Origin of the sequence: Halopelagius fulvigenes (assembly GCF_042662625.1) — an archaeon.
Classification (GTDB): domain Archaea; phylum Halobacteriota; class Halobacteria; order Halobacteriales; family Haloferacaceae; genus Halopelagius; species Halopelagius fulvigenes.
Genome location: NZ_JBHSXH010000015.1, coordinates 689,861 through 703,901 on the forward strand (window position 1 = coordinate 689,861; position 14,041 = coordinate 703,901).

General features: G+C 65.9%; 16 protein-coding genes. 3 read left to right on the forward strand and 13 right to left on the reverse strand.

Annotated features, from left to right (window positions below; all coding sequences use genetic code 11):
* The first annotated feature begins 68 nt into the window (after nt 1–68).
* Nucleotides 69–242, forward strand: coding sequence for a hypothetical protein (locus ACFQEV_RS13630; RefSeq protein ID WP_379696991.1), 174 nt, complete (start codon nt 69–71; stop codon nt 240–242).
* A 55-nt stretch (nt 243–297) separates the two neighbouring features.
* A complete protein-coding gene (locus ACFQEV_RS13635) occupies nt 298–528 on the forward strand; it encodes a DUF7543 family protein (RefSeq protein ID WP_379696994.1) in 231 nt (76 codons plus the stop codon).
* Here ACFQEV_RS13635 and ACFQEV_RS13640 read toward each other — a convergent pair whose 3' ends face one another.
* Together ACFQEV_RS13640 and ACFQEV_RS13645 are read right to left on the reverse strand one after the other, a co-directional pair.
* Nucleotides 529–1,317, reverse strand: coding sequence for a CBS pair associated ParBc domain-containing protein (locus ACFQEV_RS13640; protein WP_379696998.1), 789 nt, complete (start codon nt 1,315–1,317; stop codon nt 529–531). It abuts the gene before it with no gap.
* Between the two features lie 69 nt (nt 1,318–1,386).
* Nucleotides 1,387–2,856, reverse strand: coding sequence for a DHH family phosphoesterase (locus ACFQEV_RS13645; RefSeq protein ID WP_379697001.1), 1,470 nt, complete (start codon nt 2,854–2,856; stop codon nt 1,387–1,389).
* 130 nt (nt 2,857–2,986) lie between these two features.
* Between ACFQEV_RS13645 and ACFQEV_RS13650 the strand changes: the two genes are divergently transcribed.
* Nucleotides 2,987–3,388 (forward strand): DUF7522 family protein, encoded by a 402-nt coding sequence (locus ACFQEV_RS13650; protein ID WP_379697004.1) that lies wholly within the window; start codon nt 2,987–2,989, stop codon nt 3,386–3,388.
* Nucleotides 3,389–3,500: 112 nt separating this feature from the next.
* Here ACFQEV_RS13650 and ACFQEV_RS13655 read toward each other — a convergent pair whose 3' ends face one another.
* The 11 genes from ACFQEV_RS13655 to ACFQEV_RS13705 form a co-directional block, all read right to left on the reverse strand.
* Entirely contained in the window at nt 3,501–5,021 is a 1,521-nt protein-coding gene (locus ACFQEV_RS13655) for an NADH-quinone oxidoreductase subunit N (protein WP_379697007.1), read from the reverse strand.
* Nucleotides 5,021–6,550: a complex I subunit 4 family protein gene (locus ACFQEV_RS13660; RefSeq protein WP_379697010.1), complete on the reverse strand. Its 1,530-nt coding sequence runs from the start codon at nt 6,548–6,550 to the stop codon at nt 5,021–5,023. The genes ACFQEV_RS13655 and ACFQEV_RS13660 overlap by 1 nt, the downstream gene beginning before the upstream one ends.
* Nucleotides 6,547–8,586 carry an NADH-quinone oxidoreductase subunit L gene (gene nuoL / locus ACFQEV_RS13665; protein WP_379697013.1) on the reverse strand — a complete coding sequence of 680 codons (2,040 nt, stop codon included), beginning with the start codon at nt 8,584–8,586 and terminating at the stop codon, nt 6,547–6,549. Before nuoL ends, ACFQEV_RS13660 begins: the two co-directional genes overlap by 4 nt.
* 1 nt (nt 8,587) lies before the next feature.
* Nucleotides 8,588–8,890 carry an NADH-quinone oxidoreductase subunit NuoK gene (nuoK, locus tag ACFQEV_RS13670; RefSeq protein WP_092536361.1) on the reverse strand — a complete coding sequence of 101 codons (303 nt, stop codon included), beginning with the start codon at nt 8,888–8,890 and terminating at the stop codon, nt 8,588–8,590.
* Complete coding sequence (locus ACFQEV_RS13675) at nt 8,890–9,258, reverse strand: proton-conducting membrane transporter (protein WP_379697016.1); 369 nt, start codon at nt 9,256–9,258, stop codon at nt 8,890–8,892. Before ACFQEV_RS13675 ends, nuoK begins: the two co-directional genes overlap by 1 nt.
* Nucleotides 9,255–9,515: an NADH-quinone oxidoreductase subunit J gene (locus tag ACFQEV_RS13680; RefSeq protein ID WP_092536367.1), complete on the reverse strand. Its 261-nt coding sequence runs from the start codon at nt 9,513–9,515 to the stop codon at nt 9,255–9,257. Before ACFQEV_RS13680 ends, ACFQEV_RS13675 begins: the two co-directional genes overlap by 4 nt.
* A 112-nt stretch (nt 9,516–9,627) precedes the next feature.
* Complete coding sequence (locus tag ACFQEV_RS13685; RefSeq protein ID WP_092536370.1) at nt 9,628–10,089, reverse strand: NuoI/complex I 23 kDa subunit family protein; 462 nt, start codon at nt 10,087–10,089, stop codon at nt 9,628–9,630.
* Nucleotides 10,086–11,180, reverse strand: a complete 1,095-nt coding sequence (locus ACFQEV_RS13690) for a complex I subunit 1/NuoH family protein (RefSeq protein WP_379697021.1) — start codon at nt 11,178–11,180, stop codon at nt 10,086–10,088. Before ACFQEV_RS13690 ends, ACFQEV_RS13685 begins: the two co-directional genes overlap by 4 nt.
* Entirely contained in the window at nt 11,180–12,847 is a 1,668-nt protein-coding gene (locus ACFQEV_RS13695; RefSeq protein WP_379697024.1) for an NADH-quinone oxidoreductase subunit D, read from the reverse strand. The genes ACFQEV_RS13690 and ACFQEV_RS13695 overlap by 1 nt, the downstream gene beginning before the upstream one ends.
* A complete protein-coding gene (locus ACFQEV_RS13700; RefSeq protein ID WP_379697026.1) occupies nt 12,844–13,548 on the reverse strand; it encodes an NADH-quinone oxidoreductase subunit B in 705 nt (234 codons plus the stop codon). Before ACFQEV_RS13700 ends, ACFQEV_RS13695 begins: the two co-directional genes overlap by 4 nt.
* The gene (locus ACFQEV_RS13705; protein WP_379697029.1) at nt 13,545–13,958 is read right to left on the reverse strand and encodes an NADH-quinone oxidoreductase subunit A; all 414 of its coding nucleotides are present in this window, start codon (nt 13,956–13,958) and stop codon (nt 13,545–13,547) included. Before ACFQEV_RS13705 ends, ACFQEV_RS13700 begins: the two co-directional genes overlap by 4 nt.
* Nucleotides 13,959–14,041 lie beyond the last annotated feature (83 nt).

The following is a 14,041-nucleotide window of genomic DNA, read 5'->3' on the forward strand; positions in this document are numbered from 1 at the left end:
TCGCCGAGACGGCCGAAATCGCCGGTAAGCGCCGATTAACTATGTTATATACACCGAATTGTGAATGTATGTCGTTCGAATGGGTCTCGTACTTCGAGTGTGCGACGTGCGGCGAACTCGCCAGAGCCGACGCGGTCGAATACGACTCGCTCGGCTACTCCGTGTGCCCCCTCTGCGGGGAGCGCGGGGGGCCGCTGGCGTCCGTCGAGGCCGACGCTCGGTCGGTCGAAGCCGCCGAGTGACGGCGGACCGGAGTCGAGAGGAGGAGACTTGTACCGGGCGCGCCCACGGAGGCGTATGGGCTGGCGTGAGGTCAGAGCGGACGGGCGAATCAGAGAGTGGGAACGCGACGACGGGTACGTGACGGTACGGGTCCGCAGGCGACCCGACGAGACGTGGGCCGTCCGCCTCGACCAGTTGTATCAGGACTCCGAGGAGCGACGGTACCGACGGGAACGGACCGACTCCGAGGCGGCGGCGCGGGAACTCGCCGAGGAGTGGATGGCGGAGTTCGGCGGTGAGGAGTAGTCAGGACTGCTGGAGGCGGTGGGTCGTCTCCACCAACGGGTGGCGCGCGTAGTCCACCACCTCGATGTCGGTGATGGACTCTAACCCCTCCTTCTCGGCGGTTCGCTGCATGCCGAGTTCGACGGGGTCGTCGAGGACGATGACGTAGGCGTCCATCTCCTCGACGCCCACCCTGTCCGCGGCCATCACGCGGTGGTGGCCGTCCGCGAGCAGTATCGTCCCCTGATTGTCGATGACGACGAGGGGTTCGGCCAGTCCGCGTTCGAGTTCATACTTCCGCCCCTCCAGTTCGTCGGCGTACACCCGCCCCTGCGTCGGGATGAGGTTCGACAGCCCGACCGTCTGCCGTTCCTCGTGGACGTGTATCTCGTGTATCTGTTCGAGCGTCCGCATCAGTTTCCCGACCTTCTCGGGCGTCGCGCGCTCTATCTGCGAGCGGATGACGTCCGTGTTCGAGATGATGCCGACGAGGTTGCTCGCGTCGTCCACGACGGGGAGTTTCTGGATGCCCGACCGGAGGATGACGCGCGCGGCGTCGGTCACTTTCATCTCCGGGTGCGCGACGATGATGTTCTCCGTCATGACGGTGAAGATGGGCGCGTCGTCGTCCTCCAAGAGGAGGTCGCGGGCGGTGACGAACCCCTCGACGCGCCGCCCCTCGCAGACCGGGAAGCCGTTGTGGCCGTCGCTCTCGACGATGCGACGGGCGACGTCGGCGACCGAATCCGTCGGTGACACGGTCTGTACCTCGCGCGTCATGTACTCCTCGACGGTCGCCTTACCAATCATCGTCGGAGGTACGGGGGTGCGAACCAAAAGGGTGTCTCCGGGGCGTCCCGCGTCGCCGTCGGTCCGGCCTCACCACTCGTCCATCGGGAACTCGAAGGTGAGGTCCGTGCCGTCGTCGTCGGACGTGAGCATCATCGTCGCGTCCTTCAACGTCTCGAAGAACCGCCCGGCGATGACCTCCGCGACGACGCGTTCGAGCGACTCGCGGGAGTCCTCGCCCACGTCCGCGAGGATGCCCAGCGGAATCTGCGCGCCCGCCATGTCGGCGTGCCCGCCGGCGCTCCCGATGGGGCTGAGCGCGTCTCTGAGCGTTTCCCCGAGGTCGACCTCCGTGCCCCGGGCGCGCCCCGAGACGTGCACCGTGTCGTCCACGAAGCCGTACACGATGGCTATCCTCACGCCGTCCATGCCGAGCAGGCGGTCGGCCGCCTGCGCGAGGGCGTCTCGGTCGCGTATCTCGCCGACGTTCGTCGCCAACGCCTCCCCGCGCACGTCGCGGTTGCGGACGGCGCGGGCGATGGTCTCTAACACCTCCGAACTCATGCTCGGCGACTCGACGCGTTGGAGCAACGAGAGGTCCGCGGCGGGGAGGCAGAACGCCGCCGCCTCGAAGTCCGCGGGCGACACCTCCCGCGTGAAGTCCCTCGTGTCCACGCGGATGCCGAAGAGAAGCGCCGTCGCCACCGTCTCGCCGGGGTCGATGTTCAACCGCCGGAGGTAGTCCACCAAGAGCGTGCTCGTCGAACCCATGTCGCGGCGCAGGTCGAGGAACCGCCCCTCGACCGGGGCGCGCGGCGGGTGGTGGTCGATGACGATATCGACGTTCACGTCCGGCGAGAGGCCGTCGTTGACCCCCGGCCGGGAGTGGTCCACGAGGGCGACGCCGTCGTAGGCCGCGACGGTCGTCTCGGGGTCGAGCTCCAACAGGTCGAGGTCGAGCAGGTTGACGAACGCCCGGTTCTGCTGGTGGGATATCTCCCCGAAGTAGCAGGGGTCGGCGGACACGCCCACCGAGTCCGCGATGCGGCAGAGCGCGAGCGCGCTCGCTATCGCGTCCGGGTCGGGGTTGTCGTGCATCACGACCGCGAGGCGACCGTCGATGCTCCGGAGGACGCGGTACAGTCGGTGAAGTCGGTCGGCGGACTGCCCGCCGGCGAGGTCGATAATTCGGTTGTACAGCACCGCCCGTCCGTCTATCGTGCGGTCCGCGAGCGACGTGAGCGTCTCTCGGTCGTCGTGGTCGGCGTCCTGTCCGAGGTAGCCGACGACGTAGGCGTCGGGGAACTTCTCGCGGACGAGGCGCACGGCGTCCACGTTCGTCGCGGCGTCGTCGCTGGCGACGAACACCACGTCGGCGTGGTCGGGGTACGCCTCCGCGTCGTCGGGCGCGCGCCTGTCGGCGTCGACGCCCTCCTCGCGGAAGGAGTCCACCACTCCCCCGCGCCGCGAGAGGACGGTGAGTTCTCCCGGCCACTCGGCCATCCGCTCTATGGACCGGCGCGCGGCCGTCCCGCACCCGAGGACCAACCGCCGTGTCATGGCCGAAACGTCGGTCCCCGGCGGGAAAACCCTACCGTCACGGCGGCGGCCGACCCCGATTTCGACCGGACGGCGGCGCCTCCGACCGGGCGATGGAGTTATGTCTCGCCCACCTGTGGTAGGAGGTGCCATGGACGCCGACCCTGACCTCGTCGGGACGGAGTTCGAAGAGTCGCTCGAAGCAGCCTGTCGGACGGCAGTCGGCGACAGTCTCCGCAGCATCACGTACTTCGCCTCCGAGTCGTTCGCGCAGGTGTACCTCCGGTCCGACCTCGACTCGGACGCCGACTTGGCCGGCTTCGTCGAGCACGAAACCGACGGCTTTCGAGCGAAGCGAGCGTACAGAGGCTCCGAACTCGGCGACTACGAGTTCACCATCCGGGCGTTCGAGAACGGCTACCTCACCCGCGTCACCGCCGGCGGACACGGCGTGTTCGTCACGACGGACGGACTGACGATGCGTCGGTCCGAAGAGGTGGCGACGGCGCTACAGGAGGTTCTCGATGAGCGAGAGGTAGCGTCTACCGCGTAACGGCCCTCCGACTCGACGCGAACTCGAACGACAGCGACGGCTCTCCGGCGTTTTCGCGTCCGGAGAGGAAGAAGACGGAGGTAAGTCGCCGGAGTCGCCGAACCCGGCCCCCTCAGAAGAGGGCCGCGGCGACCGTCTGCGCCGTCTCGATGACGGGCGCGAACGCCGGCAGCAACAGGATCGTGCCGACGGCCGCGAAGATGACGGCCGTGTAGAGGCCGACCGGACTCGTGTCCAGTTCGAGCCCCTCCTTTGGGTCCTCTATCCACATCGCCTTGACGACGCGACTGTAGTAGAACAGCGACAGCGCGCTGTTCACCGCGCCGAAGGCGGCGAGCCACCAGAACCCGGCCTCGATGGCCGAGTAAAAGAGGAAGTACTTCGAGAGGAAGCCGCCGAACGGCGGGAGGCCCGCGAGGCTGAACATGAACACGGTCATGGCGACGCAGGCCATCGGCGCGCGCGTCGCGAGGCCGTTGTAGTCCTCGAACGTGCGGCCGACGCCCCAGCGTTCCACCATCGCGATGAACAGGAACGCGCCGGTGTTCATGAAGCCGTAGACCATCAGGTGCGCCATCGACGCGCCGAGGACGTCCGCGTTCGGCCCGCCGACGGAGAGCGCCGCGAGACCGATGAGCGCGTAGCCCGCGTGCCCGATGGAGGAGTACGCGAGCATCCGCTTTACGTTCTCCTGAGTCGCCGCGGCGAAGTTACCGAGCGTCATCGTGACGACGGCGAGGATCTGGAAGACGAGCACCCAATCGAGGCCCGCGGGCAGTTGCCCGAGGGGGAACGCGACCAGGAGGACGCGGAAGGCGACGGCGAAACCGGCCGCCTTCGACGCCGACGAGAGGAACGCCGAGATGGGCGCGGGCGCTCCCTCGTACGCCTCGGGCGCCCAGAAGTGGAAGGGCACGGAGGCCGTCTTGTACGCGAACCCGCCGATGAGCATCATCACGCCGATGCCGAGGACGCCGACCATCTGCGTCTGGCCGACGGCCGAGGCGATTTCGACGAGCAGCAGCGACCCCGTCGCCGCGTAGACGAGGCTGATGCCGAAGACGAACACCGCAGAGGAGAGCGCGCCGATGAGGAAGTACTTCAGACCCGCCTCGATGCTCCCGCGGTCCGTCTTCAGGAACGCCACGAGGGCGAAGGAAGGGAGCGAGGCGAGTTCGAGGCTGACGAACACCGTCGCCAGCGAGTTCGCCATCGACATGAGCGTCATGCCGGTGGCGGCGAACATCACGAGCGAGTAGTACTCGCCGCGGGTCGTCTGCGCCTCGAGGTAGTCGTAGCTCGCGATGGAGACCATCGCGGCGACGATGGTGAAGATGAGCGTGAAGAACAGGCTCATCCCGTCGACGACTATCACGTCGCCGTACAGCGATATCGCGCCGCCCGTGTCGGGCTGTCCCGTCCCGGCGACGAGGAACCAGCCGGCGACGGCGAACGCGAGCAGCGACCCCGCGGCCGAGACGCCGGCCAGCACGGCGTTGCTCACGCCCTCGCGGGCGGTGTGGATACTGTCGATGAGGAGCAGGACGAGCCCCGTCAGCGCCAAGATGAGCGCCGGAGCCGTCGCCGCCCAGTCCGGGAGCGTGCTCTGAAGCGCGAGTGCGCTCGCGGACATCAGGCACCACCTCCCGTCTCGAGGATCGGATTAACCGCTTGTTGAATCATCTCGAAGAAGATGTCCGGCGCCACGCCGAGCGCGATGACGAGGACGAGAAGCACCGCCAGCGGCGCGACGTCGTGGAACGCCGCCTCGGTCACCTCGTAGTCGCCGTCGAACCGGAACGGTCCGAACAGCGTCCGCTGCATGGCGAACAGCAGGTAGCCCGCCACGATGACGATGCCGAACATCGCCGCCGCCGTGAACAGCGGCATCGCGGAGTGAACCGTTGACTCGAACGCGCCCATGAAGATGAAGAACTCCGCGGCGAAGCCGGCCATCAGCGGCAGGCCCATGTAGCCGAACGCGCCGGCCACGAAGATGCCCGAGGTGACGGGCATCCGGTCGGCCATGCCGGACATGTCGCCCACCATGCGCGTGTGCGTGGTGTTGTAGATGACGCCGACGGCCATGAACATCAGACCGGAGATGAGGCCGTGAGCGACCATCTGGAACGTCGCGCCGCCGACGCCGTACGTCGTGTACGCGATGAGTCCGAGGATGACGTACCCCATCGACGACACCGACGAGTAGGCGACGATGCGCTTGAGGTCCTGCTGGGCCAGCGCCAGTATCGCGCCGTAGATGACGCTGACGACGGCGATGACCGCGATGGGCACGACGAGCGCCTGTGCCACGTCGGGCATCATCGTGAAGTTGAACCGGAGCAGGGCGTACGTCCCCATCTTCAGGAGGACGCCCGCCAGCATCACCGACACCGGCGTCGGCGCTTCGACGTGAGCGTCCGGGAGCCACGTGTGAAGCGGGGCGACGGGCACCTTCACCGCGAAGCCGAGGAACATCGCCACGAAGGCGACGAGCTTCAGCGTCGCGGCGTCGAGCGCGCCGTAGCCGCCGAGTTCGCCGGCCCGCAACGCCTGCGATATCTCGGGCAAGCCGAGCGAACTGACGGAGTCGCCCAGCCCGAACACGAGGGCGATGAAGCCGATGAACATCACGAGCGACGCGATGTTCGTGTACACGAAGAACTTGATAGCCGCGTACTTCCGGCGCGGGCCGCCCCAGACGCCGATGAGGAAGTACATCGGCACGAGGACGGCCTCCCAGAAGATGAACCAGACGAAGAAGTCGAGCGCGGTGAACACGCCGAGCAGGTTCGCCTCCATGAACAGCATGAGGCCGTAGAACTGGGACTGCCGGGACGTGATGGGCGTCCACGCGCTGATTATCGCCAGCGTCGTGAGCACCGTCGTGAGGACGACGAGCGGCAGGCTGATGCCGTCGACGCCGACGTACCAGTTCAGGTCGAGTCCGCCCAGCGTGAGCCAGGTGAACTGCGTCTCGAACGCGATGGAGCCGCCGAGCAGGGCGTTTCCGGTCGCGTCGAACTGTGACCACATGTAGAGACTCCCGACGACGGGGAGCAGACTGAGCACGGCCGCCAACTCGCCGGCGTGTTGCCGCGGCGCGACGAACACGACCAGCGCGGAGACGAACGTGACTGCGATGAGCGCTTCGATTATCATACGAACCACCCTCCGAGGATACCGAATCCGAGAAGTAACGCCGTCAGACCCAGGGTGAGGAGCGCAGCGTAGTTGCTCACGACCCCCGTCTGAATCCGACGGACGCGACTACCCGACAGCAGGCTGACGCTGGAGACGCCGTTGACGACGCCGTCGACGACGCCGTTGTCGAACTTGTCCGCGGCGCGCGACAGCGGTTGCACGACGCCGGTGGCCAGCCAGACCTGGTACTCGTCCTGGTAGTAGTTGTTGTACAGCACCGTCTTGATGCCGCCGAGCTTGTCGGTGTGCTCCGTCGGCTCGGGGTCGTTGTACAGCAGGAACGCCAGTCCCGCACCCGCGAGGGCGAGAGCCAGCGAGACGGCACCCGAGACGAGGGCGTCGAAGCCCGCCGCGTGGATGCCGGCGCCGAAGTCCGATTCGAGGACTTCGAGGTAGTGGTGGGCCGTCAGCCCGCTGATTCCGTGGTCGAGCCAGTCGTGGAGGAACGTGAGGTGCATGCCCGTCAGTTCCTCGACCGGCACCATGTTCACGAAGCCGATGACCGCGGCGAGGATTCCCAGCACCGCCAGCGGGAGCTTGACGTTCCAGCGGACGCCGTGGGGGTTCCGCGCCGTCTCGGACCGGGGCTCACCGTGGAAGGTGAGCATCACCATCCGGAACGTGTAGAACCCGGTGAAGAACACCGCGAGCAGGCCGAAGGCGTACGCGACGAGCAACACCGTCCCGAGGCCGCCCTCGGTGCCGAGTCCGTGGTTGAGCGCCTCGAACAGCACCTCGTCTTTCGACCAGAAGCCCGAGAACGGGAAGATGCCGGCGAGCGCGAGCGACCCCGAGAGGAACGTCCAGTAGGTCACGGGCATCTTGTCTTTGAGACCGCCCATGTCCCACATATTCTCGTTGTGGTGCATCGCGATGATGACCGACCCCGCGCCGAGGAACAGGAGCGCCTTGAAGAAGGCGTGGGTGAGCAGGTGGAACGTCGCCGCGACGTACCCGCCCGCGCCGAGTGCGAGCATCATGTACCCGTACTGCGAGATGGTCGAGTATGCCAGCACCTGCTTTATCTCCTGCTTGACGACGCCCATCGTCGCGGCGAAGAGGGCGGTGAAGCCCCCGATCAGCGCGATGATGGCGAGCGCCGTCGGCGACAGCGCGTAGAAGCCGTACATCCGCGCGACGAGGTACACCCCGGCGGCGACCATCGTCGCGGCGTGGATGAGCGCCGAGACGGGCGTCGGACCCTCCATGGCGTCCGGGAGCCACGTGTGGAGGGGGAACTGCGCGGACTTCCCGACGACGCCGCCGAGAACCAGCAGTCCCACGATGGTGAACCACGTCTGCGGCGCGAAGCCGAACGTGTTTATCTCGCCCGTGGCGCCGGACGCCAGCGCTTCCTCCGCGAGGACGGGGAACGCGTGTTCGCCTGCGAACTGCGCGGTGCCGAACGTGGCGAACACCGCGACGACGCCGACGAGGAAGAAGTAGTCACCGAAGCGGGTGACCAGGAACGCCTTCTTCGCTGCGCTCGGCGGTCCCTGCTCGCGGAACCAGAAGCCGATGAGGAGGAACGAACAGAGGCCCACAAGCTCGAAGAACATGAACGCCATGAGCAGGTTGTCGGCGACGACGAACCCGAGCATGGAGGCGGTGAACAGGCCGAGCCCGGCGTAGTAGCGCGGGAGGCCGACCTCGCCCTCGTCGTTCATGTACCCGAGGCTGAAGATGTGGACCAGGAAGGCGATGAGCGTCACGATGACGAGCATCATCGCCGACAGCGGGTCGATGAGGATGCCGAACGTGAGCGTCAGCGCGTCCTGCGCGCCGGTGGCCCACGTGTAGATGGTCGTGTCGATCGTCCGTCCCTGACTGACGGCGAAGAACGTCGCCAGCGACAGTACGAGCGAACCCGCAGTCGCGGCGATGCCCGCCAGCGCGCCGCCCTTGGGCAGACGCCCGCCCAAGAAGAGGGCGACGAGGAACGAGACGAACGGCAACAAGACGATCGCCGGAGTGAAGTCGAGTATTCCTGCCATGTTACCACCTCATCGTCGTGGCTTCGGTCACGTCGACGCCGTCGAAGTTGCGGTAGAGGACGAGGACGATGCCCAGCCCGATCGCGACTTCGGCGGCGGCGAGCGCCATCGTGAACAGCGCGAACGTCTGCCCCGTGACGTTCCCCCAGACGAAGGAGAACGCGACGAGGTTGATGTTCGCGGCGTTCAGCATCAGTTCGACCGACATCAACAGCAGCAGCGCGTTGCGCCGCGTGAGGATGCCGAACAGGCCGATACAGAACATCGCGGCCGACAGGAGGAGGTAGTACTGCGGCGGAACCATCAGTCGTCCCCCTCCCCGTCGTCGAAGAGCGCTCGTTTTATCTTTCGACCGCCGTCCGCCAGAAGCACCGTCTCGGCCTGCCCTTCGTCGCCCTCGTGCTTCGCGAGGTGGAGTGCGCCGTCGAGAGCCACGTCGAGCGTTATCGCCATGACGAGGAACGCGACGAGGAAGCTCTCGCCCGGCACCTGTCCGAAGCCGAGATTGAACATTGCGTAGCCGATGCTGGCGGTGATGTTCACGTCGCCGAACCCCTGCGGTTGGGGGAACGACGCCGTGAGGAACGCGGCGGCCATCACGACGAACAGTCCGACCGCGGCCAGACCGGGTATCAGGTGCGATCCGAGGTTCAGTTCCGGTTTGGTTGTCATGTGCTACTCACCTCCGCTTCTGTTCGCGTCAGCATCACGGCGAACGTGATGAGTATGAGGACCCCGCCCACGTAGACGAGAATCTGCATGGCTGCAAGGAACTCCGCTTGCAGCATCACGTAATGCACCGCGACGCTCAGGAGCGCGCCCCCCAGCAAGAGTGCGGAGTGCCAGATGTCCCGCACGAGGACGACGCCCAGGCTGCAGCCCACGGTGACGAGGGCGAACAGCGCGAACGCGATGGTTTCATAAACCATTGTTTGTGTCTCCTTGAGGAATCCTTTTGTAGATTTCGAGAACGTCCGAACGGGGAACCGAACCGGTTCGTCCGCGGACGTTTACGTTCGGTGAAGCGACCCCACGGTCACCTCACTGGTAGTCGACTTCGCCCTCTCCCTCGCCGATCCACGCGTCGCGGTCGGGGTTTCGGGAGTTGAGTGGGTCGATGTCCTTGTACCACGGTACGTTCTTCAGCTGCTCTTTGTTGTACACGAAGTCGTCCTTCGTGTCGGCGGTGAACTCGAAGTTCTGCGTGAGCAGGATGGCGTCCACGGGGCAGACCTCCTCGCACAGTCGGCAGTAGATGCACTGCCCGATGTGGAGGTTGTACTGCTCCCCGTTGCGCTGTTCGTCCTGAATGATCTGAATCGTGTCGTTCGGACAGACGTTCTCGCACTGGCGGCACCAGATACAGCGCTCTTGGCTGAACTTGTGCACGCCGCGGAACCGCGGGCTCACTTCGGGAGCGACGTCCGGGTACTCGACCGTGAACGTCTTCCCGTCCAATGCGTGCTTCATCGTCGTCGCCATTCCTTTCAGGATTCCAATCATGCGATCACCCCCACGATTATGGCCGTGAGAACCAGGTTGGCGAAGGAGAGCACGAGCATCCCCTTCCAACCGACTTCGATGAGTTGGTCGATGCGGAGGCGCGGAATCGCCGACCGCGCCCACTGCGTGAACAGGAAGAACGCCCATATCTTGATGATGAACCAGACGATGCCCGGCAGGACCGGTCCCGCGGGACCGCCGAGGAACAGCAGCGCGACGAGCGCGCCGCCGAGGAAGATGTGGATGAACTCCCCGAGGTAGATGAGGACGAAGTAAACCGAGGAGTACTCCGTCTGGTACCCGGCGACGATTTCGGTCGGCGCCTCCGGGATGTCGAACGGGTTCCGTCCGATTTCGGCGAGGTTCGCCAGCATGAACAGCGCGAACGCGAACGGATTGACGAACGCGAACCACTGCGGAATCGTCACGCCGGCGACGGTGAGAAGCGGTTCGGCCTGCACCGCGACGACTTCGCTCGGTCGGAGCGTGCCGGTGAAGATGATCACCGACGCCGCCGTGACGATGAGCGGAATCTCGTACGCGATGTTCTGCGCGACGGCGCGGAGGCCGCCGAGAAGCGAGTACTTGTTGTTCGAGGCGTATCCGCACATCACGAGGCCGAGCGACGCGATGGAGGATGCGGCGAACGCGAACACGACGCCCGTCTCCGGGTCGGCCAGTTGGATGCCGCTCCCCATCGGGATGACCGCGAAGCCCAAGAGCGCGGAGAACGGGACGATGATCGGTCCGAGGTCCCACGCCGGACGGTCGACTCCCTCGGGGACGATGAGCTCCTTCGACAGCAGACGGACGGCGTCCGCGACGATGATGAGCAGGCCGAACGGCCCGATGCGGTTGACCGCGATGCGGTCCGTGAACGCGGCGGTGATCTTCCGCTTCGCCCACGGGCCGGCCACGGCCGTCATCGCCAGCATGATGTTGGCGATGAGGAACGCCCCGAGGAGTCCGCCGACGATGTCGCCGACGATGCCGGAGAGTCCGAGCAGGTTCGCTATCGTCTCCGGCAGGAGAACGGGGTCGTTCCCCCCGCCCCCGCCCCCACCGCTCTGGAGGAGGACCGTCGCCGACATCAGCGGTCCACCTCGCCGAGGATGATGTCGAGGCTACCGAGGCTGGCGATCATGTCCGGGATGTACTCGCCGTTGGACATCTCCGGCAGCGTCTGGAGGTTCGAGAAGCACGGGCTGCGAATCTTGAACCGCGCCGGCTTCTCGGTGCCGTCCGCGCGGATGTAGATGCCGAGTTCGCCCTTCGCGCCCTCGACGGCGCGGTATATCTCCGTGTCGTCGTCCGGGCGGAGCGTCCGTGGGACGTTCGACTGGATGTCGCGCTCGTCTTCGGGCCAGTCTTCGAGCAGGTCGACGCACTGCTCGATTATCTTCGCGGACTCCTCGACTTCGCGCATGCGCACGAGGAGGCGCGAGTAGTTGTCGCACCCGTCCTCCGTGACGACGTCCCACTCGAGCTCCTCGTAGTAGCCGTAGGGGTCGTCGCGGCGCAGGTCGTAATCGACGCCCGACCCGCGGGCGACGGGGCCGGTCGCGCCGTAGGACTTCGCGACGTCCGGCGGCAGCACGCCCGTCCCGATGGTCCGGGTCTGCAGAATCTCGTTGGAGGTGATGAGGTCGTGGTACTCCTCCAGCGCCGGCGGCAGATCGTCGAGGAAGTCCCGAATCTTCCCGAAGAACTCCTCGCGGGGTTCGGGGAGGTCCCAGACGACGCCGCCGAGGCGGAAGTAGTTGAACATCATGCGCTGACCGGTGAGGTCCTCCAAGATGTTCTGGACCTTCTCGCGGTCGCGCATGGCGTACATGAAGATGGCGGTGAAGTCGCCGTAGATGTCCAGCGCGAACGTCCCCACCGCGAGGAAGTGGGAGGCGATGCGGCACAGTTCCGCGCTCATCGTCCGGATGATCTGCGCGTACTCCGGCACGTCGATGTCCGCGAGGTCCTCCGCGACGCGCGCGTACGCCCACTCGTTGAGCAGGCCGGCCGAGGCGTAGTCCCACCGATCGGGGTACGGCATGATCTGGTGCCGGTAGGTCCCGTTCTGACAGAGCTGCTCCTCGCAGCGGTGGAGGTAGCCGATGTCGGGTTCGACGTCGGCGATCTGCTCGCCGTCGAGGGTCGTCTTGACGTGGAGGACGCCGTGCGTCGCCGGGTGGTGCGGCCCGATGTTGATGTACATCGTGTTGCCGTCCTCGCTGCGGTGGTCCTCCTGCAGCGGGTTCGCGTGCTCCGTGAGCGTGACGATCTGCGGCCGGTCCTGGTCGTAGTCCATCGACAGGGGGTGGCCCTGCCACGTCTCGGGGAGGAGGATGCGGCGCAGGTCCGGGTGCTCGTCGTACTCGATGCCGACGAGGTCGTACGCCTCACGTTCGTGCCAGTTCGCCGTCCGGAAGACGGGTGCGGCGGACTGACTCCGCGGGTCGTCCTTCGAGGTGGGCACGACGACGCTGACCTCTCGGGTCCGGTCGTCGTAGCTCGTGAGGTGGTAGATAGACTCGTAGCGGTCCTCGTACTCCTCGGCGGTGACGCAGGAGAGGTGGTCGAAGTCCGCCTCGTCGCGGAGCGTGAACAGCGCCTCCTGTACGTCGTCCGGGCGGACGACGAGTCCGGGCGCGTTCAGGTGTTCCTCGCGGCCGACGACGAGGTCGCCGAGAAGGTCGGCGAGCTCGTCCCCGGTCGTCGGAACGGCCGAGACGCTCTCGGGAGTCCGCTGTCGTTCCAGACTCATGGCGAATCAGCCCAGTTGTATCTCATTATGAGTTCGTCCTCGTCGATCTGTTCGGCGAGTTTGTCGACGATCTCGTCGCGCGAGAGGTCGCCGAACTCTTCGAGTTCGTACGGCTTCACCGTCACCGGCGCGGACTCGCCGTTGGCGACGCGCTCTTGCAGCTTGGCGACGCCGTAGACGAGCGCCTCGGGACGCGGCGGGCATCCGGGAACGTGGATGTCCACCGGGATGACCTCCTCAGCCCCCTTGATGACGTTGTAGCCCTCTTGGAACGGACCGCCCGAGATGGTGCACGACCCCATGCCGACGACGAACTTCGGTTCGGGCATCTGGTCGTACACGCGCTTCATCCGGGGGGCGAACTTCGAGACGATGGTCCCCGGGACGATGATGACGTCCGCCTGTCGCGGGGACGCGCGCGGGACGCCCGACCCGAAGCGGTCGAGGTCGTGTTTCACCGCGTACGTGTGCATCATCTCGATGCTGCAGCAGGCGATACCGAACTGCAGCATGAACATCGAGGACCCGCGGACCCAGTTCATGAACTGGTCGAACTTCGTGAGGATGAACGGCGAGGAGCCGAACGCCTCGCGAAGCTTCGAGTTGAACCGGTCGTCCGCACCCGTGATGCGGGCGTCCTGAGTCTCGGTCTGTACCCTACTGTTGTCCGTGACGAAAGGTCGGTTGTGTTCGCTACTCATGTTTGTCTCTCTGTCTTACGACGGTTCGCAAGCGGGCTTTTGACCCACCTGATAGCGCCGTTGCGCCACGCCCAAACCAAGCCGACGACGAGGATGCCGACGAATACCAGCATCGGCAGCAACACCTGCGTCAAACTGGCACCTTGGGCCAACGCGGAGCGGTAGATGACCGTCCACGGAAATAGGAGAACGGTTTCGATGTCGAACACGAGGAACAGCAGCGCGACCATGTAGTACTGGATGTTGAACTGGACGCGCGCCGTACCCGTGGGTACCTCACCGCTCTCGTAGGTGGCGCTCTTCCCTTGTTCCGGCACGGTTGGACGCAGAAGCGCCGACACCGCCATCATCCCCAGCGGGATGCCGACGCCGACGAGGCCCAACGCACCGATTGCGATCCAATCACTCATACCGTAGTCTCCTGACGTTCGTGGGTTAGAAGGCTCCCCCTATAAGCGTTGATTTTGGCGCCTCTCGCGGTTTCGGGGGGCTC